The organism is Microbacterium pullorum (assembly GCF_014836535.1).
Classification (GTDB): domain Bacteria; phylum Actinomycetota; class Actinomycetes; order Actinomycetales; family Microbacteriaceae; genus Microbacterium; species Microbacterium pullorum.
In genome coordinates, this window is record NZ_JACSQP010000005.1 from 309,335 (window position 1) to 333,038 (window position 23,704).

At 70.1% G+C, this 23,704-nt stretch carries 26 protein-coding genes; 6 read left to right on the top strand and 20 right to left on the bottom strand.

What is annotated here, in order from left to right:
• The first annotated feature begins 48 nt into the window (after positions 1–48).
• Positions 49–411, top strand: coding sequence for a hypothetical protein (locus H9651_RS10495; protein ID WP_318244840.1), 363 nt, complete (start codon positions 49–51; stop codon positions 409–411).
• Between the two features lie 18 nt (positions 412–429).
• On the opposite strand, the gene H9651_RS10500 is transcribed toward H9651_RS10495, so the two are convergent.
• Complete coding sequence (locus H9651_RS10500) at positions 430–825, bottom strand: hypothetical protein (RefSeq protein ID WP_191719247.1); 396 nt, start codon at positions 823–825, stop codon at positions 430–432.
• Between the two features lie 101 nt (positions 826–926).
• Here H9651_RS10500 and H9651_RS10505 point away from each other — a divergent pair, with 101 nt between their 5' ends.
• Together H9651_RS10505 and lpdA are read left to right on the top strand one after the other, a co-directional pair.
• Positions 927–1,628: a copper resistance CopC family protein gene (locus tag H9651_RS10505; protein ID WP_318244841.1), complete on the top strand. Its 702-nt coding sequence runs from the start codon at positions 927–929 to the stop codon at positions 1,626–1,628.
• Positions 1,629–1,638: 10 nt separating this feature from the next.
• On the top strand, positions 1,639–3,039 hold the full coding sequence (lpdA, locus tag H9651_RS10510; RefSeq protein WP_191719248.1) for a dihydrolipoyl dehydrogenase: 1,401 nt from the start codon (positions 1,639–1,641) through the stop codon (positions 3,037–3,039).
• A 101-nt stretch (positions 3,040–3,140) separates the two neighbouring features.
• Here the strand turns inward: lpdA and H9651_RS10515 are convergent, their stop codons facing one another.
• From H9651_RS10515 to H9651_RS10525, 3 genes are all read right to left on the bottom strand, one after another.
• A complete protein-coding gene (locus tag H9651_RS10515; RefSeq protein ID WP_318244842.1) occupies positions 3,141–3,806 on the bottom strand; it encodes a CYTH domain-containing protein in 666 nt (221 codons plus the stop codon).
• A gap of 5 nt (positions 3,807–3,811) precedes the next feature.
• Positions 3,812–4,042 (bottom strand): response regulator, encoded by a 231-nt coding sequence (locus H9651_RS10520; protein ID WP_191719249.1) that lies wholly within the window; start codon positions 4,040–4,042, stop codon positions 3,812–3,814.
• A 75-nt stretch (positions 4,043–4,117) separates the two neighbouring features.
• A complete protein-coding gene (locus H9651_RS10525) occupies positions 4,118–5,041 on the bottom strand; it encodes an NAD(P)-dependent oxidoreductase (protein ID WP_191719250.1) in 924 nt (307 codons plus the stop codon).
• Between the two features lie 136 nt (positions 5,042–5,177).
• On the opposite strand from H9651_RS10525, the gene H9651_RS10530 reads away from it, so the two are divergent.
• Positions 5,178–5,909 (top strand): glutamine amidotransferase, encoded by a 732-nt coding sequence (locus H9651_RS10530; RefSeq protein WP_191719251.1) that lies wholly within the window; start codon positions 5,178–5,180, stop codon positions 5,907–5,909.
• A gap of 1 nt (position 5,910) precedes the next feature.
• Here H9651_RS10530 and H9651_RS10535 read toward each other — a convergent pair whose 3' ends face one another.
• The 3 genes from H9651_RS10535 to H9651_RS10545 form a co-directional block, all read right to left on the bottom strand.
• Positions 5,911–8,355, bottom strand: coding sequence for a glycogen/starch/alpha-glucan phosphorylase (locus H9651_RS10535; protein WP_191719326.1), 2,445 nt, complete (start codon positions 8,353–8,355; stop codon positions 5,911–5,913).
• A 170-nt stretch (positions 8,356–8,525) separates the two neighbouring features.
• A complete protein-coding gene (locus H9651_RS10540) occupies positions 8,526–8,963 on the bottom strand; it encodes an NAD(P)H-hydrate epimerase (RefSeq protein WP_191719252.1) in 438 nt (145 codons plus the stop codon).
• Entirely contained in the window at positions 8,960–9,988 is a 1,029-nt protein-coding gene (locus tag H9651_RS10545) for a YihY/virulence factor BrkB family protein (RefSeq protein WP_191719253.1), read from the bottom strand. The genes H9651_RS10540 and H9651_RS10545 overlap by 4 nt, the downstream gene beginning before the upstream one ends.
• Positions 9,989–10,148: 160 nt before the next feature.
• Between H9651_RS10545 and H9651_RS10550 the strand changes: the two genes are divergently transcribed.
• Positions 10,149–11,816, top strand: coding sequence for a GspE/PulE family protein (locus H9651_RS10550; RefSeq protein WP_191719254.1), 1,668 nt, complete (start codon positions 10,149–10,151; stop codon positions 11,814–11,816).
• A 12-nt stretch (positions 11,817–11,828) separates the two neighbouring features.
• On the opposite strand, the gene H9651_RS10555 is transcribed toward H9651_RS10550, so the two are convergent.
• From H9651_RS10555 to H9651_RS10615, 13 genes are all read right to left on the bottom strand, one after another.
• Positions 11,829–13,061, bottom strand: a complete 1,233-nt coding sequence (locus tag H9651_RS10555; RefSeq protein WP_191719255.1) for a type II secretion system F family protein — start codon at positions 13,059–13,061, stop codon at positions 11,829–11,831.
• Positions 13,061–14,206, bottom strand: coding sequence for a type IV pilus twitching motility protein PilT (locus H9651_RS10560; protein ID WP_191719256.1), 1,146 nt, complete (start codon positions 14,204–14,206; stop codon positions 13,061–13,063). Before H9651_RS10560 ends, H9651_RS10555 begins: the two co-directional genes overlap by 1 nt.
• Positions 14,203–14,880: a hypothetical protein gene (locus H9651_RS10565; RefSeq protein WP_191719257.1), complete on the bottom strand. Its 678-nt coding sequence runs from the start codon at positions 14,878–14,880 to the stop codon at positions 14,203–14,205. The genes H9651_RS10560 and H9651_RS10565 overlap by 4 nt, the downstream gene beginning before the upstream one ends.
• The gene (locus H9651_RS10570) at positions 14,877–15,521 is read right to left on the bottom strand and encodes a hypothetical protein (RefSeq protein ID WP_191719258.1); all 645 of its coding nucleotides are present in this window, start codon (positions 15,519–15,521) and stop codon (positions 14,877–14,879) included. Before H9651_RS10570 ends, H9651_RS10565 begins: the two co-directional genes overlap by 4 nt.
• Positions 15,518–16,576, bottom strand: coding sequence for a pilus assembly protein PilM (gene pilM / locus H9651_RS10575; protein WP_191719259.1), 1,059 nt, complete (start codon positions 16,574–16,576; stop codon positions 15,518–15,520). Before pilM ends, H9651_RS10570 begins: the two co-directional genes overlap by 4 nt.
• Positions 16,577–16,589: 13 nt before the next feature.
• Positions 16,590–17,420, bottom strand: a complete 831-nt coding sequence (locus H9651_RS10580; protein WP_191719260.1) for a prepilin peptidase — start codon at positions 17,418–17,420, stop codon at positions 16,590–16,592.
• A complete protein-coding gene (locus H9651_RS10585) occupies positions 17,417–19,210 on the bottom strand; it encodes a bactofilin family protein (RefSeq protein WP_191719261.1) in 1,794 nt (597 codons plus the stop codon). The genes H9651_RS10580 and H9651_RS10585 overlap by 4 nt, the downstream gene beginning before the upstream one ends.
• Positions 19,210–19,740, bottom strand: a complete 531-nt coding sequence (locus tag H9651_RS10590; RefSeq protein ID WP_191719262.1) for a hypothetical protein — start codon at positions 19,738–19,740, stop codon at positions 19,210–19,212. The genes H9651_RS10585 and H9651_RS10590 overlap by 1 nt, the downstream gene beginning before the upstream one ends.
• Positions 19,737–20,162, bottom strand: a complete 426-nt coding sequence (locus tag H9651_RS10595; RefSeq protein WP_191719263.1) for a type IV pilus modification PilV family protein — start codon at positions 20,160–20,162, stop codon at positions 19,737–19,739. The genes H9651_RS10590 and H9651_RS10595 overlap by 4 nt, the downstream gene beginning before the upstream one ends.
• A gap of 79 nt (positions 20,163–20,241) precedes the next feature.
• Positions 20,242–20,676, bottom strand: coding sequence for a prepilin-type N-terminal cleavage/methylation domain-containing protein (locus H9651_RS15040; RefSeq protein WP_191719264.1), 435 nt, complete (start codon positions 20,674–20,676; stop codon positions 20,242–20,244).
• Between the two features lie 300 nt (positions 20,677–20,976).
• A complete protein-coding gene (locus H9651_RS10605; RefSeq protein WP_191719265.1) occupies positions 20,977–21,117 on the bottom strand; it encodes a MerR family transcriptional regulator in 141 nt (46 codons plus the stop codon).
• Between the two features lie 192 nt (positions 21,118–21,309).
• Complete coding sequence (locus H9651_RS10610) at positions 21,310–22,308, bottom strand: aldo/keto reductase (RefSeq protein ID WP_191719266.1); 999 nt, start codon at positions 22,306–22,308, stop codon at positions 21,310–21,312.
• A 69-nt stretch (positions 22,309–22,377) separates the two neighbouring features.
• On the bottom strand, positions 22,378–22,791 hold the full coding sequence (locus H9651_RS10615) for a ribosomal maturation YjgA family protein (RefSeq protein ID WP_191719267.1): 414 nt from the start codon (positions 22,789–22,791) through the stop codon (positions 22,378–22,380).
• A gap of 69 nt (positions 22,792–22,860) precedes the next feature.
• Here H9651_RS10615 and H9651_RS10620 point away from each other — a divergent pair, with 69 nt between their 5' ends.
• Entirely contained in the window at positions 22,861–23,655 is a 795-nt protein-coding gene (locus H9651_RS10620) for an alpha/beta fold hydrolase (RefSeq protein ID WP_191719268.1), read from the top strand.
• The last annotated feature ends 49 nt before the right edge of the window (positions 23,656–23,704 follow it).

A 23,704-nucleotide genomic window follows, 5' to 3' on the forward strand; every position in this document is an offset into this window, starting at 1 on the left:
CGTGTCCCCACGTACCGTGGTCCCACCGTCTCACGAAAGGACTCCCCCGTGTCGACCCACCGCAGCCACAGCCGGCCCCTCGAGGTGCACGGGCAGACGCTGTGCATGTGCGTCCACGGTCGAGCCTGCACCGTCTTCGCCCCTGGGCACGCCGTGCACCTCGTGCAGGCGCGGCTGGCGTCGTCCACACCGCTGGAGTGGGCCGATGCGATCGTCGCCGAGGCCGATGCCGCGACCGGCGAACTCACGCTCCGCACCGTCTCGGACGGCGAGGAGATCCAGATCTGGAACGGTGCCGGTGCCGCGGCGGCGGCGCCCGCCGGCACGCCGGTCGCCGTGCACCGCCGCTACCGTGTGCTCGCGGTGGGCACGCGCTGGTTCAACGTCGCGCCGATGGCTGCGGCCGGGTAGCGGCGGCCGCAGACAGCCTCAGACCGCCATCGACTCCTTCAGCGCCTGGCAGGCGTCAGCGCAGGCGCGGCACGCCTGAGCGCTCATCTTGCAGACCTCGCTCGTCTCGGCGTGCGGCAGGCACATGTCCTCGCATGTTTCGCACATGGCGATGCAGGCGTCGAGCATCGCCATCATCGACGCCGGGGTCATGCCCTGCATGCGCAGCATCGAGCGCATCATCGTGTTGCACGTGTCCGCGCAGTTCATCGACGCCGGCGCACAGTCCATCCCCTGCACCGCACACACCGTGCACGACTGCTCGCACGCCGCGCACGCGTCCATACACGCCTGCATCAGCGCCATGTCCATCGACTGCATGCCCGGCATCGACATCATGTCCGCCGACACGGCATCCATCATCTTCGCGTCCATCCCGCACCTCTCTCCGTCCGAGTCGAGCGGGCAGGTGGCCCGCCTGCCGTCATGCTAGGTCTGCTGCTGCCGCCGCGGTACCCCCGGGTAGGCTCGGACGGGTGTTGTCACAAGGAATTCACCTGTCACTGACCCGACGTCTGGCCGCCGTCGCCGCCGCGATCGGCCTGGGCCTGGCCGCCGTGCTCGTCACCGCCGTGCCCGCGTCCGCCCACGACGAGCTGCTCGTCAGCGATCCCGCCGACGGAGCGTCGGTCGAGGCGCTGCCGGAGGAGATCACCCTCACCTTCTCGGCGTTCCCGCTGGACGAGCCCGGCGCGACGATCGTGGAGGTGACCGATGCCACCGGCACCGACCTCACCTCCGGCGACCCGATCGTCGACGGCACCCAGGTGACCCAGGCCCTGGAGGGCGCGGCGACCGGCGTCGTCAGTGTGCTGTGGAAGGTCGTCTCCAGCGACGGCCACCCCATCGACGGCGAGTTCACCTTCACCGTCGCCGGCGGCGATCCCACCCCCTCGGCGACCGCCCCCGCCGAACCGAGCGACACCGCCGAGCCCACGGCCGATGACAGCACCGCACCGACCGACGAGGTGACCGCGACCCCCGCGCCCGCCGCCGACGGCGACGAGTCCTCCCCCGCGCTCGTCTGGACGATCGCGGTCGTCGTGCTCGCCGCGCTCGTGGCGGCGGTCACCTATCTGATCGTCTCCCGTTCACGCCGCGACCGCCGCGAACGCGACCTCGCCCAGGGGCGTGCGAACGCCGCCACGGGCGGGGACCAGCGTCCGGACCAGGACTAGGCTGGTGGTCATGCCTCATTACGACGTCGTCATCCTCGGCGCGGGCCCCGGCGGGTATGTCGCAGCGGTCCGCAGCGCTCAGCTCGGCCTGTCTGTCGCCATCATCGAAGAGAAGTACTGGGGCGGTGTGTGCCTCAATGTGGGCTGCATCCCCTCCAAGGCCCTCCTTCGCAACGCCGACCTCGCGCACACGTTCCTGCACAAGGCCGACATGTTCGGCATCTCCGGTGATGTGCACTTCGACTTCGGCACCGCGTGGGACCGCAGCCGCAAGGTGGCGGAGACCCACGTCAAGGGCATCCACTACCTGATGAAGAAGAACAAGGTCACCGAATACGAGGGCCGCGGCACGTTCGCCGACGCCCACACGATCGATGTGGCCAAGGCCGACGGCTCCACCGAGCGCGTCACCTTCGACAACGCCATCATCTCCACCGGCGCGAAGGTGCGTCTGCTTCCCGGTGTGCAGCTGAGCAAGAACGTCGTGACGTACGAGGAGCAGATCCTCACGCGCGATCTGCCCGAGTCGATCGTCATCGTCGGCGCCGGCGCCATCGGCATGGAGTTCGCCTTCGTGCTGAGCAACTACGGCGTGAAGGTGACCATCATCGAGTTCCTCGACCGGGCGCTGCCCAACGAGGACGTCGAGGTGTCCAAGGAGCTGCAGAAGCAGTACAAGAAGTACGGCATCGACATCCTCACCTCCACCAAGGTGGAGTCGGTCACCGACGACGGGTCGAAGGTCACGGTCGCCTACAGCGCCAACGCCGACGGCACGAAGGGCTCGATCGAGGCCGACAAGGTCATGATGTCGATCGGCTTCGCCGCGAACGTCGAGGGCTACGGCCTGGAGAACACCGGCGTGAAGCTGACCGACCGCGGCGCCATCGACATCGACGACCACATGCGCACGAACGTCGAGGGCATCTACGCCATCGGCGACGTCACCGCCAAGCTGCAGCTGGCCCACGTGGCCGAGGCGCAGGGCGTCGTGGCCGCCGAGACGATCGCGAAGGCCGAGACCCAGACGCTGGGCGACTACCGCATGATGCCGCGCGCGACGTTCTGCTCGCCGCAGGTGGCCTCGTTCGGTCTCACCGAGCAGCAGGCGCGCGACGCCGGTTACGACGTGAAGGTCGCGAAGTTCCCGTTCAGCGCGAACGGCAAGGCGAACGGCCTCGGCGAGCCGATCGGCTTCGTCAAGCTCATCGCCGACGCCGAGCACCTGGAGCTGCTGGGTGGCCACCTCATCGGCCCCGACGTGTCGGAGCTGCTGCCCGAGCTGACCCTCGCGCAGAAGTGGGACCTCACCGCTCTCGAAGCCGCCCGCAACGTGCACACCCACCCGACGCTGTCGGAGGCGCTGCAGGAGGCCTTCCACGGCCTCGCGGGTCACATGATCAACATCTGACGCCCGCCGTCACGAACCACTGACGCCGCTCCCGTACCCGGGGGCGGCGTCAGTGGTCTGCGGCGCGTTCGGTTTCGCTGCGCTCGTTCGATGGACGGGGGTCAGGCGCCGAGGACGCGGCCGAGCTTGGACTCGGATGCCGCCAGGCGGCCACCTGCGGCGGCCACGATGGCGTCGGCGGCGGCGAAGAGCGCCGCTCGGCCGTCTGCATCGACGGGGGCCGCCGGTCCGAGTTCGAGCTCCCACTCGCGCCACGACGCCTCCGTGCCCCGGCGCTCGTCGCGGGCGGTGACGTGGTCGTCGACGAACTCCGCCACGAGCGCACCGTCAGCGTCGCGCAGCGCGTAGGCCGCACGCTCGTTGCGGATGCGCGCCAACGCGGTGAACGGCGGCGTCGCCCACCGCGCCAGCGCGGCGATCACGGGGTCAGGAACCGGAAGTTCGGCGGCATCGTCATCGGGCTCGGCATCCAACGGCCACGCCCACTCGTGCTTGCCCTCGGGCGAGGAGATCTTGATGTGCCAGCCGGCGTCGGGACCACCGGTGCGCCGACGCACGGCCACGCGCGACCGGGCGAGGTGCGCCTCGGCGGTGTCGAGATATCGCGCGTCGAGCCGGCGATGCTCGGCGGCGCCGACGACGGCGACGCCGGGCAGCACCGTCCAATCGGGTACCGCCGCGGCGTCGTCGACGTCGTACTTGCGCTCAACCTCGATGGAGCGTTGCGGCTCCGCGGGATCTGCAGCGTGCTCAGCGATCCCTGCCACGGTGCTTACGGCTCGTCCTGATCGTCACGGTCGGGGTCGATGTCGTCCTGTGCCTCGACGTAGTGGAAGACCGCCTCGGTCGGACCGTCGTCGTCGCCGGTGTTCTCCGGGGCTCCGGCGCGCTCGTAGACGACCTGCGTCTCGCTGTACGGAAGGATGAGCCGGTCCATCTCCGGGTCGTCCAGGGGAAGCAGCTGCCCGTCGAGCGGACCGCCCTGCATTCGTGCAATAGCCATGAAATGACCTCCTGATCCGACCCTAACGCGACACGACGGCAGCCCCGACGCCGTTGCCCCGCGCGGCGCGGAGTGCTATTCGCGGGGGGCGGGGGTGTAGCCGCGCAGCGTGCCGTCGGGCGAGGCGTACTTCGCCACGAGCGTGCAGTCCTTGCCGCCCAGACCCTCCGCCGCCAGGCGCTCGAGCTGCTCGAGGGCGAGGCGGGCGGCGGGGAGGTTGACCCCCGTGGCCTCACCCGCCTGCACCGCCAGCCCGCAGTCCTTGCGGGCGAGATCGGCCGAGAAGGTGGCATCGAAATCGTGGTTGGCCGCGGCCGTCGGCACGACGCCCGGCACGGGGTACCAGGTGCGCTGGGCCCACGACTGGCCGGACGAGGCATCCACCACCTGCCAGAACACGTGCGGGTCGAGCCCCAGGTGCTCGGCGAGCTGCGAACCCTCCGACATCGCCATGACGCTGATGAAGAGCATCATGTTGTTGGCGAGCTTCGCGGCGATGCCGCTGGTGGCCTCGCCGCAGTCGATCACGGCGCGCGCCATCGGCTCGACGACCGTGCGCGCGCGGGCGAGGTGGTCGGGGTGCCCGCCGAGCATGACGGCGAGCGTGCCGGCCTCCGCTCCGGCGGTGCCACCGGAGATCGGCGAGTCGACGAACGCGAGACCTCTCGCTGCGGCTTCGTCGTGGCACCAGCGCGAGGTGCCGACGTCGACGGTGGAGGTGTCCAGCAGCAGGGTGCCGGCCACCGCGTGGGCGAAGACCCCGTCCCCTCCCCCGTACACCTGCCGCACCTGGTCGGGACCGGGCAGCGACGTGAGACACGCGTCGGCGCCCTGCAGCGCCTCGGCGACGGTATCGACGACCTGGATGCCACGGGTGGCGGCGGCGTCGCGGGCGGCGGGCACCGGGTCGACGCCGCGCACGGTGTGTCCGGCGGAGACGAGGTGGGCGGCCATGGGCGCGCCCATGTGGCCGAGACCGATCCAGGCGATGGTGGACATGGGGTTCTCCCTGCGACGTCGCTGTCGCGGCCGCGGGGTCTGCGGCCGTCACACTCACCCTAGGCCGCGCGGCGCGCGGGGCGAAGCATCATCTCCGGGACGACGGCGGGCGGCGGCACGCATAGACTCAGGCGCGATGAAGCCCTTCCTGCTGCTGGCCACCCGACCCGAAGACGTCCCCGCCGACGAGGAATACGCACTCTTCCTGCGGTACACCGGGCTCGATGAGAAAGACCTCCGTCGCGTGCGGCTCGAAGCAGCGCCGTTGGGGGATGTCGATCTGGATGCCGTCTCGGGGATCTTCGTCGGCGGCGGACCTTTCAACGCCTCCGACCCCGTGGCGCAGAAGTCCGCCGTGCAGCGGCGAGCCGAAGCCGACGTTGCGCGGCTGCTCGATGAGGTGGTGCCGCGGGACTTCCCCTTCTTCGGTGCCTGCTACGGCATCGGGACCCTCGGTGCGCACCAGGGCGCGGTGATCGACCGCACGTACCGCGAACCCATCAGCGTGGTGACGGTGCAGCGCACCGCGGCCGGTGCCGCCGATCCGCTGCTGGCCGACCTCCCCGACGAGTTCGCGGCATTCGTCGGCCACAAGGAGGCCATCACGCGGCTGCCACCGTCGGCGACGCTGCTGGCGACCTCGGCGGCGTGCCCCGTGCAGATGTTCCGCGTGGGGCAGAACGTCTACGCCACCCAGTTCCACCCGGAGTGCGACGTCGAAGGCATGACCACCCGCATCCGCACGTACGCCCGGCACGGGTACTTCGCCCCTGAGGAGCTCGACCTCACCCTCGCCGCGGTACGACGCGAGCCGGTGACGCACACCGGTGGCATTCTGCGGGCCTTCGTCGAGCGCTACGCCCGCTGAGTCACATCGCCAGCGGGGTGTGCCAGATGCGGTCGATGTAGTCGCGCATCGACCGATCGGACGAGAAGAACCCGCACCGCCCGACGTTGAGGATCGCCGAGCGCGTCCACGCATCACGGTCGGCGTAGGCGGTATCCACCTTCGCTTGCTCGTCGATGTACGAGCGGTAGTCGGCGAGCACCATGAAGCGATCGTCGTAGAGCAGGTTCGACACGACGGGTTCGAACACCGAGCGGTCACCGTCGGAGAAGGTCCCCGACGCGATGAGGTCGATGCTGCGGCGCAGGTCCTCGTCGGCGGCGTAGAAGTCGCTCGGGCGGTATCCGCGCGCCCACAGCGCCTCCACCTCGGGCTCGGCCATGCCGAACAGGAAGAAATTCTCGTCGCCGACGAGCTCGCGGATCTCGACGTTCGCGCCGTCGTCGGTGCCGATGGTGAGCGCGCCGTTGAGCGCGAACTTCATGTTGCCCGTCCCCGATGCCTCCTTGCCGGCGAGCGAGATCTGCTCCGACAGGTCGGCGGCGGGGACGACCCGCTCGGCGAGGGTGACGTTGTAGTTCGGCGGGAACAGCACCTGCAGCCGGCCCTCGACGCGCGGGTCGGCGTTGACGACCGAGCCGACGGCGTTGATGAGGTGGATGATGCGCTTGGCCATGACGTAGCCGGGCGCGGCCTTGGCGCCGAAGAGGAACGTGCGCGGCTGCACATCGGCGACGGCGACCCTGCCCGAGACGATGTTCTCGTAGGTCGTCACGATGTGCAGGAGTTTGAGCATCTGCCGCTTGTACTCGTGCAGGCGCTTGACCATGACGTCGAGCATGTGACCCTCGCCGACCTCGAAGCCGTCGCGGGCGCGCAGCACGTCGCTGAGGTGACGCTTGTTGGCCGCCTTCACCTGCGCGAACGCGGAGCGGAAGTCGGCGTCGTCGGCATAGGGCTCGAGCTCGCGAAGTCGCTCGAGGTCGGTGACCCAGCCCTCCCCGATCGCCTCGGTGATGAGTGCGGAGAGGTCGGGGTTCGCCAGCCGCAGGAAGCGGCGGGGCGTGACGCCGTTGGTGACGTTGATGAACCGGCCCGGGAAGAACTCGTCGAAGTCGGGCAGCACCTTCTCGCGCAGCAGCTGCGAGTGCAGCTCGGCGACGCCGTTGACCTTCGCGGCGGCGACCGTCGCGAGGTACGCCATGCGCACCGAGCGCTCGGGGAACTCGGCGATGATCGACATGTCGCGGATGCGCATCTCATCGTCGCCGAAACGCTCCCGCACGGCCGCGAGGAACTCATCGTTGATGCGGTAGATGATCTCCAGATGCCGCGGCAGCAGCCGGCCCATCAGCTCCACCGACCACACTTCGAGGGCTTCGGGCAGCAGCGTGTGGCACGTGTAGGCGAAGCACTGGCGGGTGATGTCCCACGCGGCATCCCACGTCATACCCTTCTCATCGACGAGCACACGCATGAGCTCGGGCACCGCGATGACGGGGTGGGTGTCGTTGAGCTGGAAGATGACCTTGTCGGGAAGGGTCGCAAGGTCGGCGCCGTCTGCCAGCTGCGTGTCGATGAAATCGGCGATGGATGCCGAGACGAAGAAGTACTGCTGCTGCAGGCGCAGTTCCTTGCCCTGCGGCGTGGAGTCCTCGGGGTAGAGCACCTTGGAGATGTTCTCGGCATACGTCTGCGCGCGCACGGCTTCTTCGTAGTCACCGGAGTTGAAGATGCGCAGGTCGAATGCGTCGGTGGCCTGGGCGCTCCACAGCCGCAGCGTGTTGACGCGGCCGTTGTGGTAACCGGGCACCATGTAGTTGTAGGGCACGGCTCGCACGCGCCAGTCGGGCACCCAGCGCGCACGGGTGACGCCCTCGTCGTCCACATACGACTCGGTGCGGCCACCGAAGCCGATGGTCTGCGCGGCCTCGGGGTGGGGGAACTCCCACGGCGAGCCGAGGGCGAGCCACGCGTCGGGCTGCTCGCTCTGCTGCCCGTCGTCGAAGGTCTGCCGGAAGATGCCGTACTCGTAGCGGATGCCGTAGCCGATGTTGGGCACGCTCATGGTGGCCAGGGAGTCGATGAAGCACGCCGCGAGGCGGCCGAGGCCGCCGTTGCCGAGACCCGGTTCCACCTCGAGGTCGCGCAGCTCGTCGAGGTCGACCCCGCACTGCGCGAGCGCCTCGGTGGCGATCGCGGTGAGGTCGGTCGCGAGCAGGTTGTTCTGGAGCTGGCGGCCGAGCAGGTACTCCGCCGACAGGTAGCAGACGGTCTTGGCCTGCGTCTCGCGCAGGTGGCGGCGGTCTTCGAGCCACCGCGCGATGAGGTAGTCGCGCACCGTGTAGGCCAGCGCGACGTAGCGGTCGTTGGGGCTGGAGGCGGTGAGCGTCACCCCCCGCTCGAGGTTGAGGTTCTGCAGGAACTCCGCCACGAACCCGTCGACCGTCGCGGCGGGGGCCGTCACCGGCGCGAGGGCGAGCGGATGCGTCGCCTGGAGCGGATGGGAGGCTGCGGTGTCGTTGTCTCGCTGAATGGCCACACTACGACGCTACCGACTGTCAGTGGATGCCGGAGCCACTCGGACGCGGATCGCCCCGTCTGCGCGCAGATGGCAACGCGATCTTCACGCGCCCGTCACGGATGCCGGACGATGTCGACCTCGCCGGCATCCACTGCCTCGTCGGCGGGGAGAGCCAGCCCCAGGTCCACCAGCAGGACGCGGCCTGTCAGGCGCGGTCCGGCGCCGCGCACGAGACCCGCTTTGAGCGCGCCGAAGGTGACGGTCACCGACGCGGGCAGCACGATGTCGTCGGCGACCGTGCCCAGGTCGGGCTGCAGTCCACTCGGGAGGTCGACGGCGACCACGCGACTGTCGCCTGCGGCGAAGAGGGCGTCGCCGCCGTTGTCACCGCGACCGGCCAGCACGAGCAGCCGGCCACCCCGCGGCAGCTCCTGCCACAGCACGTCGGCCAGCGCGGCCGCGGCACGCCGCATGAGCGGCTGGCCCACCGCAAGCAGCGGCGCTTCGGCGGCGCGTACCTGCGCCGCCGTGTACGCGGGCACCCGGGTCATGCCTCGGCCTTCTCGAGCGCCTTTTCGCGTTCCTCGGCTTCCGCCTCCCGTGCCCGCGTGAGCTCGTCCGACGCCACCAGCACGGCGTTCTCGGCTCGACGCACGCGCCGCTGCGCGAAGGTCTGGGCGCCGTAGCGGGCGCGCACCCGGTCGGCTTCCTCCTCGACGCCGGTGACGATGTAGGCGCTGGCGATGAGGATCACCTGCGCCGAGAGGTTGAACCACAGCAGCAGCGCGATGAGCGAGGCGAACGAGGCCAAGAGCGGATTCGACGACGCCCCACCGACGAACAGGCCCGACAGCTGCTGCAGCACGCTGAGCCCCACCGCCCCCAGCAGCGCCCCGCTCCACAGCGACCGGGCCGAGGGCCGCAGCCCCGAGAGCATCCGGAAGGCGCCGGCGATGATGACGGCATCGAGCGCGAAGACCGCGACGATCGTGATGACGCGGCCGCCGAGGACCAGCAGCGGTGAGTCCTGCGGCATCCCGAGCCAGTCGCCGACGATGCCGAGGCCGGCCGTGCCCAAGAAGCTGATCGCCGCCGAGGCACCGAGCCCGACGCCGATGCCGATCGCCAGGCCCAGGTTGCGCAGCAGCACCCACACGAACATGACATCGTCGGCGACGCGGTCGGCGATGACGCGCATCGCGATGCGGAGGCTGCCGATGGCGCCGATCGCGGCGCCGACGAGGGCGACGAGCGAGAGGATGCCGGCGATGGTGAGTCCGGCGGGAATGGCGATGTCCTGCGGATCCTCGATGATGCCGCCCTCACCGACGATGCCGGGGATGGCGCTGTCGACGGCGGCGATGAGGGCGTCGAACGCGGCAGGGTTGCCCCCGAGCCAGAGCCCGGCGAGTGAGAAGCCGAGCAGCACGCCCGCGAAGACGCTGAACAGGGTGCGGTAGGTGACGCTGTCGGCGAGTACCGGTCCGCGGTGCTCGGTGTAGAGCAGGAACGCCCGCACCGGCTTGGTCGACAGCGCCCAGGCGATGGTCCGGTGCATCACATTCGGTTCGCTCATGCCGTCACCCTAACGGCGCGGATGACGGCGTTTCGTGGGCTTGACGGCCCGCGCGACGGGCGCAAACGGCGCGGCGAGACTGAATGAGAGAGTTCTCACAATTCAGTGGCGGCGGGGCATGCGGGCGCCCTAGGATGAGCCACCTGGGGAAGGTTGTCGCATGAGAGGGCTTGCAGAATCGCTGGTGAGATCGGGCATGGTCCGTGCGGAGGACATGTCGAGTCTCGTCGCGGACATCGGTGATGGGCCGCAGCTGCGCGAAGGGATCGTGACGGCACGGTTGGCCACCGAGACGCAGATCGCGCAGGGCATCGCCGCGGAGTCCGGCTACGCGTTCGTCGACCTGGGAGCGGTGTCGCTCGACGCCGACGTGGTCGCCCTCGTGCCGGCCTCCCTGTGCCGGCGATACCAGCTGATTCCGCTCGAGCGGGGACGGCGGAGCCTGACGATCGGCATGCTCGACCCGAGCGACCTCATCGCCCTCGATGACGTCGGCACGGCCACCGAGATGAACGTGCGCCCCGTCGTGGTCGCCGCCGACGCACTGAAGAACGCGTTCACCCGCTTCCTGCGCTCCGATGAGGAGCTCAGCGACCTCTCGGAGCAGATCGGCGAGATCGCGGCATCCGAGAGCTCCTCCGGCACCGAGTCGCTCGAGGACCAGGTCGACGATGCCCCGATCGTGCGCTTCGTCAACCTGCTCATCACGCAGGCGATCAGCGACCGGGCCAGCGACATCCACATCGAGCCCGGTGAGCGCCAGCTGACGGTGCGGTACCGCATCGACGGCGTGCTGCACGAGATGCAGAAGGCCGACCGCGCCATTCAGGACGGCGTGATCTCGCGGCTGAAGATCATGGCATCCATCGACATCGCCGAGCGCCGCAAGCCGCAGGATGGGCGACTGTCGGTGCATCACGACGGCCGACAGGTCGACCTGCGCCTGGCGACCCTGCCGACGGTGTGGGGCGAGAAGATCGTCATGCGCATCCTCGACAACTCCGGGCAGACCCTGTCGATGGGCGACCTGAAGTTCTCGCTGATCAACCACAAGCGCTTCACCGAGTCGATCGGGCGCCCCCACGGCATGGTGCTGGTCACCGGCCCCACCGGGTCGGGCAAATCCACCACCCTCTATACCGCGCTCAACGCCGTCGCCAGCCCGCGGGTGAACGTCATCACGGTCGAAGACCCGGTGGAGTACCGCATGGCGGGCATCAACCAGGTGCAGGTCAACGCCCGCGCGGGCATGACGTTCCAGGCGGCGCTGCGCTCGATCCTGCGGTCGGACCCCGACGTCGTGCTGGTCGGCGAGATCCGCGACAAGGAGACCGCGACGATCTCGATCGAAGCCGCGCTCACGGGCCACCTGGTGCTGTCGACCCTGCACACCAACGACGCGCCCAGCGCCCTGACGCGTCTGACCGAGATCGGGTGCGAGCCGTTCCTGGTCGGCACCGCTCTCACCGCCGTCGTCGCCCAGCGCCTGGCGCGCAGGTTGTGCATGAACTGCCGCGAGACCTACACCGAGTCGCGCGACGTGCTCGACTCGGTGCACTTCCCGCACAACCCCGCCGATCCCCCGGTGCTCTACCGCACGGTGGGCTGCGCCGCCTGCTCGGGCACCGGCTACCGCGGCCGCGTGGCGCTGCACGAGGTCATGACCGTCAGCGAGGATCTCGAGAAGCTCGTCGTCGCCCACGCGACCGGCACCGAGCTGCGTGCCGTCGCGATCAAGCAGGGCATGGTGTCGCTGCGCGAAGACGGCTTCAGCAAGGTCGCCCAGGGCATCACCACGATCGAAGAGGTGCTGCGCGTCTCGATCTGAGCGCGCAGCCCCTCACCCGCCGATCTCGCCGTAGATCGAGAAGATCGGCATGTAGAGCGAGATCACCATGCCGCCGATGATGATGCCGATGCCCACGATGAGGATCGGCTCGATCGAGGATGTCAGCTGCTCGGTGGCCGCCTCCACCTCGCTCTCGTAGTAGTCGGCGATCGACGACAGCATGTCGGCGAGCGTGCCCGATTCCTCACCCACGGCGACCATCTGGGCGACCATCGGCGGGAACACCTCGGCTTTCGCCAGCGGCGCCGCGAACGACCGGCCCTGCTTGACCGACTCCTGCACCTCGCGCACGGCCTGCTCGATCTTCCAGTTGTTCGACGCCTCCCCCACGATCGACAGCGCCTGCACCAGCGGCACGCCGGCGTCGAGCATCATCGCGAGGCTGCGGGCGAAGCGTGCGACCGCGATCTTGGTGGCGAGGGGACCGAAGACCGGCACTTTCAGCTTCAGCGGATCGACGACACGGCGCACGCGATCCTTCCGCTTGTTCTGCATCCACCAGATCCACCCGCCGATCGCGATCACGGCGAGCAGCGGCACACCCCAGGCGGCGTTCGCCGACATGGCGACGAGGATCTGGGTGGGGAGGGGCAGCTCGGATCCCAGGCTTTCGAACATGCCCTTGAAGATCGGGACGATGAAGGCGATCATCGCGACGACACCGACGATGGCGATGCCGAACACGATCGCGGGGTAGGTGGTGGCGGACTTGATCTTGCCGTGAAGCTCGGCCTCGCTCTCATACGTCTTCGCCACCGTCGTCAGCGCCTGGCCGAGGAAGCCGCCGATCTCGCCGACCTTCACCATGCTCACCATGAGCGGCGGGAAGATGTCGGGATGCTGGGCGAGCGCGACAGAGAAGGCCGATCCCGACTCGATCGCCGCCTGCACCGCGACGAGCGCCCGCTGCAGCTTCTTGTCCTCCGTCTGCTCGATGAGGATGCTGAGGGTGCGCATCAGCGGCAGGCCGGCATTCATGAGGCCGGCCATCTGCTTGGCGAACACCGCCAAGGTGGCGACGCTGACGCGCTTCTCGAACCCGGGGATCGAGATCTCCTGGTTGAGCCCTGTCTTGGCCGTCAGCGACACCTCGAGCGGCGTGAGACCCTGGGCGCGCAGCTTGGCGGCGACGGCGTTCTCGCTGGCGGCTTCCAGCGCACCCTTGACCACCTTGCCGTTGGTGACGTCGACCGCACGGTAGGTGTACTCCTCGATGAGTGCCATCAGTGAGCCCAGCCGGCATCCTGCGGGCGCGTCGAATGCAGCGCCCAGGACTCGACGTCGAGGTCGCGCGGGCGCACCCGGGCGTCGTCGAGCGAAGCGGCATCCGAGGCGAACGACCTCGCCAGTGCCATCGTGATGCTGCCGTTCTCGACCAGGCGGCGCAGGTCCTGATCGAGCGTGTGCATGCCGATGCCGCCGCCGGCCTGCAGCATCGAGTAGATCTGACTGACCTGCCCCTCGCGGATGAGGTTGGCGATGGCGGGGGTGTTCACCAGCACCTCGGTGGCGATGACCCGGCCGTCGTCCTGCGCGCGCGGCAGCAGGGTCTGGCTGATGATGCCCTGCAGGGTGTCACCCAGTTGGGTGCGCACCTGGGTCTGCTGGTCGGGCGGGAAGGCGTCGACGATGCGGTTGATCGACTTCGCCGCACTCTGGGTGTGCAGAGTCGACAGCACGAGGTGGCCGGTCTCGGCCGCCGAAAGCGCGGTCGAGATCGACTCGGGGTCACGCAGCTCGCCGATGAGGATCACGTCGGGGTCCTGACGCAGCACACGACGCAGGGCCTCGGCGAACGACGCGGTGTCGCTGCCGATCTCGCGCTGGTGGATGAGCGAGCGCTTGCTGGTGTGCTGGAACTCGACCGGGTCTTCGACCGTGACGATGTGCGCCGGCAGCGTCTGGTTGACGATGTCGAGCATGGCCGCGAGCGTGGTGGACTTGCCCGAACCGGTCGGCCCCGTCACCAGCACGAGGCCGCGGGGCTTGAGCACCAGATCGCGGGCGATCGCGGGCACCCCCAGCTGGTCGAGACTGAGTGCGGTGTCGGGGATGAAACGCAGCGCGACGGCCACGGCGCCGAGCTGGCGGAAGACGTTGACGCGGAACCGGGCCACCTGCGGCACCGACAGCGCGAGGTCGACCTCGCCGGCGCGGCGGAAGTCGGCGACCTGCTCGTCGGTCATGATGCCGCCCACGGCGCGCTCCAGCCAGTTCGTGCCGGTGGGCTCGGTGTAGCCGGGGATCGGGGCGAGGTCGCCCTTGACCCGCATGAGCGGCGGGTGATTGGCGGTGAGGTGCACGTCGGAGGCCTTGGCCCGGTGGGCCGCAGCGAGCATGCCGGTGAGGGTGGTGTCGTCGTCGGTCATGAGGGGTCCTCTGTGCGGATGAAGGTCTGAACGGTCACGGTGAGGGTGAGCTCGTTGTTCTCGCCGGCCACCACGGCGGACTCCACACCGATCAGGCGCGGCCCTCTCCCCAGCGCATCGACGAACGCGGCGGCCTGCTGCGTATCGGCGACCTCGACCGAGATCGTCACGCGCACCTGCTGCTGCGGCGAGACCGCGTCGGGGACGGGCGGCGGCGCCGGTTCGGCTGCGGCATCGTCGGTCTCCGCCTCCTCCTCGTCGGAGGCGTTGACGTCGACGACGGCGGGTGCCGCCGGTGCGGTCTGCTCCCCCAGTGACGGGCGGGCGGTCCACGGCACGGGCTCGACGGCCACGACGCTGACGATGCGCGCGCCGACGTCGGCGGCGGCGCCCACCACGATCTCGTGCAGATCGTCGAGCTGCGGGCGGGCCGGAATCTCGGCGCGCAGCGCCGCGACGTTCGCGTCGATCTCGGCGATACGCACCGCGTCGGCGGTGAGCTGCTGCAGCTGGATGTCGTAGATGTCGTTGGTCTGCGCGACGGAACGGGTCGACTCGTCGTTCGCCTGCGCGTTGCCGTAGAGCGGCAGTGCACCCAGGGTCACGCCTGCGACGACGACGCCGGCCACGAACACCGCGCCGAGCAGGTTGACGATCTGTTTGGGGGCGTTCACGGGGTGTCCTCCGTCACGTAGGTGCCGGTGTAGAACGTCTGGTCGACGCTCACCCGCAGCGTGTAGGTGTGGATGTCGTTGTCGTCGACGACCAGCTCCCACCCGTCGGCGTCGAGCACGCTCTCGAGCGAGCGCACGGCTCGGGTGAGGGAGACCATCTCGATCGGCACCGCGGTGGTGAAGGTGACGGTGCCACTCGCCCCCGGCTCCGCCGAAGGGTCGTCCCCCACCGTGGCGCCACCGACGGCGAGGTCGAACCCGGCCATCGCGACGTCGGGTGGCATCGTGTCGCGCAGGGCACCGATGACCTTGGACCAGGCGAGTTCCGCGGCCATCGCGGTGCCGCGGAAGTCGGTCAGCTCGCCTTCGAGCGCGACCGCCGCGCGCACGTCCGAAAGCGCGGCGATGCGCGTGAGCAGGTCGCTGGTGCGGGCGTCCTCGGCCGCCGCGCGCTGTTCCGAGGTCAGCTGCAGGAAGAAGGCGCCGCCCATCGCGATCGCGACCACTCCCATCGCTCCGACGAGGGCGAGCGACCAGCGCCGGATCAGCGCGTTGTTCGCACGCCGCTCGGTCTCGGCGCGCGGCATGAGGTTGACGCGGGGCGCGGAGCCCACCGCGATCACGTGAGCGGAGCCGCTCATCGCCGCACCTCCCCGAGTGCGAGACCGACGGTGGCGAGCAGGTCGAGGGCGTCGTCGCCTTCAGGTGGGTCGCCCTTGACATCGACGATCTGGCTTGCCGGCACCGACTCGACTTCCAGCGGCAGGCTCCCCGCCAGCGCCTCGGCGATGCCCGGGACAGCCGCCCCGGCACCGGTGAGCAGCACGCGTGTGACGGGCTGCTCACCGGAGCGGTCGGCGTAGAAGGTGAGGGTGCTGCGCAGCCGCGCCACCAGGTCGGCGATCGCGACGTCGGACATGGCGCTGGGGCGTTGCGTGACACGCGCGCCGGCACGACGGCGCGTGAGGGGGCCGTCGCCGCTCGGCACGACGGCCAGGGGCTCGTCGGCGGGCGCTGCGAGGTCTGCACTGTCACCGAGGGCCGCCGACTCACGGTTGCGCACCGCCTGCGTGGTGATGTCGATCGGGATCATGCGCACGAATCGCGGCACGCCGTCGCGCAGCACGACGACGAAGCTGGTGTGGTCGCCCAGGTGGAAGGCGGCGACGGTCTCGCCGGGGCGCGCGACGCGGCTGACCGCCCGGGCCAGACCGAACGGTGCGAGGTCGACCACATCGACGGTGAGCTTGGCCTTCGCGACCGTGGCGATGAGGTCCTCCACGGTCTCGGCCACCGTGGCCACCAGCAGACCCGTGACCTGGTCGCTCTGCTGGGCGAGCGGATAGAAGTCGAGCACCGCCTGCTCGGGCGGCACGGGCAGCAGGTCCTGCACCTGGAACGGCAGCGCCTGACGCAGCAGGTCGGGTCGCATCGCCGTGGTCGTGTACTCCCGCACGAGGATGCGCCGGCTGCCGAGGCCCAGCACCACGCGGCGGTTCTTGATGCCGGTGCGGCTCCAGAGCTGCCGAAGCGCCAGCGCCACCGCGTCGCGATCGAACACCTCGGAGTCCTTGGCGGCGCCCGGCGGCAACGGCACGGAGCCGCCGGCGACGAGCACGGGACGCCGACCCACCGTCACTTCGGCAGCCCGCACGCCTTCTTCGGTGATCTCCAGACCGACGATCGTCTTCGCCATATCCCTGCCTTTCCTATGGGACGAGAAGTCCGACGTAACCTTCGGCGAGCGGAACGCCCACCAAAATGCCCACCCACGCGCCCGCGATCATCCACGGACCGAACGGAATCGCCGTGGACCGGCCGGCGCGACGGCTGATCATGAGGGCGACGCCGAAGACGCCGCCGAGCACGAAAGCCGCGAACCCGCCCACGACGAGCGGTCCCCAGCCGAGCCACCCGAGGTAGATCCCCACCACGCCCGCGAGCTTGACGTCTCCCCCGCCCATGGCGCCCGGCCGCACCGAGCGCAGCACCAGGTAGAAGGCGAAGAGCGCGGCGCCGCCGACGGCGGCACGCCCGAGCGAGACCCACGGCGCACCCAGCAGGCACGCGAGCGTGAACAGCCCGAGGGCCACCCCGTAGGAGGGCAGCACGATCGCGTTCGGCAGCCGATGCACGTCGAGGTCGATGAGGGTGAGCGCGATGGAGATCGCCGCGAAGTACAGCAGCGCGGCGGCGACCGTCACCGCGGCGCCGGTGGCCGGGACGCCGGCGATCGCGCGGTCGGCGTCGAGCGCGATCCAGGCCACCAGCACGAAGGCGGCGGCGGTGGCGGCTTCTACGAGCGGGTAGCGGCGCGAGATGGGCAGTCCGCAGGCCGCGCAGCGGCCGCGCAGCGCGAGCCACGACACGACGGGGACGTTCTGCCAGGGGCGCACCGGTGCGTCGCACCGCGGGCAGCTGCTCGCACGGGTGAGCGGGATGCCGGCGGGCACCCGGTGGATCACGACGTTGAGGAACGAGCCGATGACGAGCCCGAACAGGCCCGCGAGGGCGAGGAGGTAGATCGAGAGCGGGTTCATGTGTCGCGCAATCGGATGAGGTCGCCCAGCACCGAGGCGGCACCGCCTGCACCACCACCGCCGCCGCCGCCCGCGACCGCGAAGCCCGGTACCGTCACCTCTCGGTAGTCGAGCTGCATGCGGGGCGAGCTGTTGCCTCCCCAGGTCACCTTGCCGGCGTACACCTGGCCGTTCCAGCGCCCGCCGCCCGTGGACTGGCCGATGTGCACGGTGCACGGCGAGTACGCCAACCCGGTGATGCGGGCATCCATCACGACGTCACCGATGTCGATCGTGCCGGGGGTGGCGAAGCCCGAGACCGGGGCACAGGTGGGCGTGTGGTCGGGGGTGCCGTCGGGGGTGATGATGTTGAAGGCGTGGGGGGCACCGTCGGCGGATGTGACCTTGAGCTTCTGCGCCTGCACCGACGAGACGAGGAAGGTCACGTTCGTCTTCACCGCGAACGCCACGTCGTAGAGCTTCAGCGTCGAGCAGGTGCGGGCGTCGACGATGGTCGGCGCGGTCAACGCGTTGATCATCGCGCGGTCTGCCGGGCTGTTCTGGTAGTCGCACCCCGGCGTCGCGATGCGCGTGTAGCCCGGCCACCCGGTGGCAGGGAAGGCCAGGTCGACCCATTCGAACGCTCCGGGAGTCAACGCCCACGGCGTGTCGACGGTCGGTGCCGTCGGGGCCACCAGCCCCCCGACGTTCTGCCGCACGGTGCCGTGGACGGTGGGGCCGGAGCTCCACGTGGAATACGTACCGGCCAGGGTGAGGCTGCCGGTGATCGTCGTCCCCGGCGCGATGGAGTGTGCCACGCCGGGACGGGATGAGGTCACGTCGCCGTTGATCCTGGCACCCTGCATCTGGCTGATCTTGCCCGCCACCCGCACCGAGCCCGTGGTGCTGTTGAAGAAGTCCGCGTCGCCGGATCCGGCGGCGGTCACCGAGCCCGACACGGTGGCGGCGTTCACCGAGACCGCTCCGCCCGCCCACACGCCGCCGCCGAGGTGGGTCGTCGGCCCGCCGATCGCCGCGTCGCCGACGGCGGTCACCGAACCGACGACGCGACCGCCGCTGTTGACCGTGGCCTTGCCGCGCGTGTACACGCTGCCGCCGATCGTCGCGCTGGTGGTGAGCGTGAAGTCGCCCATCGCGTGCACGTCGCCGTCGACGCCGACCGCGTTGTTCTGGATCTGCACCGAGCGCGACGCGATCACGTCACCGTGGATGCGGCACTGGTTGGAGAGGTTCACCGCGCCGTCGCGCACGATCAGGTCGCCGAAGATCTCCATCGAGTTGTTGCAGTCGAAGTCGCCACTGTCCAGCACGATGTCGCCGTCGATCGCCGGTGCCGTGATGTTGATGGACGAGACGTTGAGTGACCCGGAGGCGGAGATGACGGCACCCTTGAGGGATTGGGTGCTGAGGTTGCGCTGGTAGGTCGCTTCGGTGACGGTGGAGCCGCCGTCGGCACCACGGCCGGCGCTGCGCAGCAGCACCCTGCTCGAGTCGCACAGCACCTCGACCGTGAACCGCGGAGCGACGGTGGAGACGTACGATGCCGCGGAGCAGATGTCCTCTCCTCGCTGGCCGCGGGCGACCACCTCGGCGAGACCGGCGTCGGCCGCGGCGCGGGACTGCACGCTCTCGCGCCCCTCCACGAGCATCGCCGAGGTGTTGACGACGATCGACGACAGCACGAGCCCGCCGATGCTGAGCACGAGCATGACGATCAGCATCGACACGAGGGTCGATCCGGCGTCATCGTCGCACCTCCCGCTGCCGATCGGGCGGGGCCGAAGTCTCATCAGCACGGGGGTCCTCCTGCAGCATCGTCCTGGGCCTGCGCGGTCGCCCCGTCGGTGATGATCGCGGTCTGTCGGTCGTGGGTGATGCGCAGGCCGATGCTCACTCCGCGGTTCCCTTCCGGCGCGAACGCGGCGTCGCCGGGGAGCGTCGCGGTGACGCCCGTCGCGATCGGCTTCCACGTGTTCGTGGCGGCCGAGCGGGGCGTCGGCCCGGCGCTGTAGCGGAGGTCTGCTCCCACCATCGCCCAGGCTCGGCACTCGGCCGTCCCGGTGTCCGTGAGCACCCGGGCGTCCAGACGCGTGCCGCCGAGGCTCACCCGCAGCATCGTGGCGTTGCGGATCGACTGTGTGAGTGAGGCGCTGGCGACATTCGCCGAGCCGGTGGCACGGTCGCGGGCGGCGGCCTGCTGCTGCGCCGTCAGCCCGTTGATGAGCACGAGGGCGACCATGCCGGCCACGAGCGAGGCGACCACGACGGCCACGATGATCTCCACCAGGCTCATGCCTGCGTCGTCGCTGCGGCGGGTCATGGCGCCGACACCCGTACGCGGGTGGGGATGGTGACGAGCAGGTCCCCCTGCGCGTCGCGCACCGTGACGCTGACCTGCAGCGACGCGGGGTAGTCGTTGGCTGCGGGCGGGCACCCGTCGAGCACCGCGATCGAGGCCCGCATGCCGGTGCCCGCCGCATCGGGCAGCGGCGCGTGCGCGGGCGTGGCGCGTGCCTGCAGGCCTGCGCAGCTCGTGGGGTTCAGCGGCGCGAGCGGAAAAGCGTCTCGCACGACGGCCAGCTGGGAATTGCCGAACGCGGTGGCAGCCACGAGGTCTTTGTTGTCCACGCTGAGACGCACCGCGCCCACCACCATCGGCAGGACGGCGAGGGAGATGACCGCGAGCAGGAACAGCGCGATGATCACTTCCACGAGGCTGAAGCCGTCGTCGTCACCCACCATCTCTCCCCCTTGCGCTCCATCGTGCTGCCGGCAGCGCGGGACCGACCGTCGGGTCGGTCGGTCCCGCGCTGGAGTGGTGTCAGCCGCCGGTAGGAGGGGTGGTGGCGGCGGGACCGCAGCCGGGGCCGGACTTAACTGCGTTCGTGATCCCATCGGCGGTACCGGTGACGCAGAATCCATCGATCGTGTCGGCGTCGGAGACGCTTAGGGCGATACCGGTCAGCTGATCCTCGCTCTGGTCAGCGAGGTCGTTCAGGGCCGTGTTGATTTCGGTTGCCGTCTTGCCCTGGGCGATGTCCGACGCGGTCTGCGAGGCGCCGTTGGCGGTGATCGACTCGAGGGCGCTCTCCTTGGCCTGGTCCTGCAGGCCCATGAAGACGGGAACGGCGATGGCGGCGAGGACGCCGAGGATCACGACGACGACGATGAGCTCGATGAGCGAGAAGCCCTCATCGCCGTTCTCCTCGCGACGAGCCTTCTCGGCCTGGACGTAGTTGCGGATGGTGCTGCGCATGGTGGCGTGCCTCCTGGTATGGGGATGTTGCAGGACGACTCGGCACGCCCGATGACGCCTCCGTTTGGGGCGTTGGCGCACTTCGGGGGTCGAGCACACAGGGCTGCGACAAGTGCTGAGCGAGGGTTCGGGGTACGCCACGCGGCGTAACCCTCCCCCCTGTGACAATCATTAGAGGATTCTCATAGAGGTGTCAAGGAAAACTCTGAACGTGCCGTCAATTACGCGCGGCGCGCGCGATCCGACCTCCCACGACCGGTGGCACCGCTGTTCCCGTCGACGACCTCGGCCCGCCGGAACTCACTCCGATGCGGAGTAGTACGCGATCTTGTCGTCGAGCACGCCGATCGCCGCGGCGATGGCCGCGGTGCGCTCCTCGAGGTTCGACCGATGGCGCCGGAGGAACGACACGCGGTCGGCGGCCTCGCCGCTCCCCCGCAACAGCCCCGTGAACTCGCGCAGGTCGGCGATGCGCGACGAAGCGATCGAGGACCGCGAAGGCGCGGTCGGCGTCGATGCGGGTACCGAAGTCCATCGCGCCCAGCACGGGGCTCGGAATCGAGGTCGTCATGTCCATGACGGCGACGATCGCACCTGGAGCGCGCTCCAGGTCAAGCCCCGACGCGGGGCGGCCTACCAGAGCGGGTGGATGTCCGCCCGCAGCATCCGGTCGTACACGTCGCGGACGACGGCGTCGAAAGCGTCGAGGTCGAACCCGCTGCCCGGTTCGAGCAGCGCCGCAGCCTGGGCGTTGGTCGTGGCCTGCGCGACGGTGCGCGCTCCCGGAATCACGGTCGTCACGCCCCGGAGCGACGCACCCCAGGCCAGCGACGCCGCCGGCAGGGAGACACCCTCGGGAAGCGCTGCGGCGAGCTCCGCCGCGGCGGCGAGACCTGTCTCGTAGTCCACGCCCGAGAACGTCTCGCCGCGGTCGAAGGCCTCGCCGTGGCGGTTGAACGACCGGTGGTCATCGCCGGCGAACGTGGTGGCCGTGGTGTACTTGCCGCTCAGCAGCCCCGACGCCAGCGGCACCCGCGCGAAGATCGCGACACCGGCATCCACTGCCGCCGGCAGCACCTCATCGAGGGGCTTCAGCCGGAACGGGTTGACGATGATCTGCACGTTGGTCACGTGCGGGTGGGCGATGGCGGCGAGCGCCTGTGCGCACGTCTCCACCGACACGCCGTAGGCGCCGATCGTGCCGTCGGCCACCAGGGCGTCGAGCGCGTCGTAGGTCGCATCGGCCTCGATCACCTCGGTGGGCGGGCAGTGCAGCTGCACGAGGTCGAGGGTGTCCACACCCAGGTTGCGGCGTGAGCGGTCGGTCCACGCGCGGAAGTTCTCGGGCGAGTAGTTGGCGGGCTCCTGCGCCATGCGGCGCCCCATCTTGGTCGCCACGGTGATGCCGTGCCCGGGGTGCTCGGCGAGGAATCCGCCGATGATCGTCTCGCTGCGGCCGTCGCCGTAGACGTCCGCGGTGTCGAACAGGGTGACGCCCTGGTCGAGGGATGCCGCGAGAACGGCGCGCGCGTCGGCTTCGTCGACGGCACCCCAGTCGGCGCCGAGCTGCCAGGTGCCGAGGCCGATGGCCGAGACGGCGCGGCCGGTGCGGCCGAGGGGACGATGCTGCATGGGGGAACTCCTTCGTAGGACACCAGGATCCCACGTCGGCCACTGCCGAGGCGCCGCCTCCGGCCGGGACTATGCGACCGGGCGGCGCTCCCTCGCCCGTCGCCCGGCTGCCACGAACGCGGCGTCGAGCGCCGTGGCCGCGGCGACGGCCGCGACGTACACGACCAGGTCGCGCGGATCGAAGACGGTGCCGAGCAGCAGCATGGCGGGGCCGAAGGCCGCGCCGACGCGCTCGGGCAGGCCGGTGAGCTGGAACAGTTCCACCCCGACGCACCAGGTCGCCGCAGCGACCCCCACGACCCACGGCCGTGGGCGCGGCACCAGCAACACGAGCCCGGCGTAGGCGGCGAGCGCGTAGAGCAGGTCGCCCGCGATGTCGGATGCCGCACCGTCGGGTGCCCACCGGTGCACCGCGAGCCCCGCGGCGATCGTCATCGCGAGCACCAGGGCTGCGGCGAGGCGACGGCGGGTGGGACGCGGCATCCGGTCACTGTACCGACCGCCACACCACACCCCGGTGACCCCGCCCGGGCGATGCGAGAGGATCGGAAGATGGATGACGCGCTCACTGCTTTGACCACCATGCCGTCGCCGCAGTTCGTGATGACCCCCGACGGCGACCGCATCGCGACCTACACGTGGGGTGACGAGGCGGCGCCGACGGTGCTGTGTGTGCACGGGTTCGGCTCGAGCACGCGCGACAACTGGGTGAACACCGGGTGGGTGCGCGACCTGCAGCGGGCGGGGCTGCGGGTGCTCGCCGTGGATCAGCGCGGTCACGGCGCCAGCGACAAGCCGCGCCGGCCCGGCGCGTACGAGATGACGAGTCTCGTCGGCGACCTCGTGAACGTGCTCGACACGTATCTGCTCGACACGGTCCGGTATCTCGGGTACTCGCTCGGCGGCCGGGTGGGCTGGCAGGTGGCGGTGGATGTGCCGACGCGCATCGAGCGGGCCGTGCTCGGTGGCATCCCCGACGGGCGGCCGCTCGAGCGGATGCAGATCGACCAGGTGCACGCCTACCTCGAGGAGGGGCGTGCGGTGGAGGATGCCGTCACGCGCCGCTACGTCGCGCTGGCCGAACGGGTGTCGACGAACGACCTGCACGCCCTGGTCGCGCTGGCGGAGGGCATGCGACTGGGTGACAGCGACCCCGACCCGGCATCCCCTCCCCCGCAGCCCGTGCTCTTCGCCACCGGCGAGGACGATCCGATCCTGGAACAGTCACGGCGGCTGGCCGCCACCGCCCCGCACGGCACGTTCGTGGAGATCCCGGGTCGGGACCACGTCAACGCACCGGGGTCGCGGGACTTCCGCCAGGCGGGGGTGCGGTTCTTGCAAGGGTGAGGGCGGGCGGCCGCGGGGCCCTACGCTCGGAACGATGCGTCCCCGATGG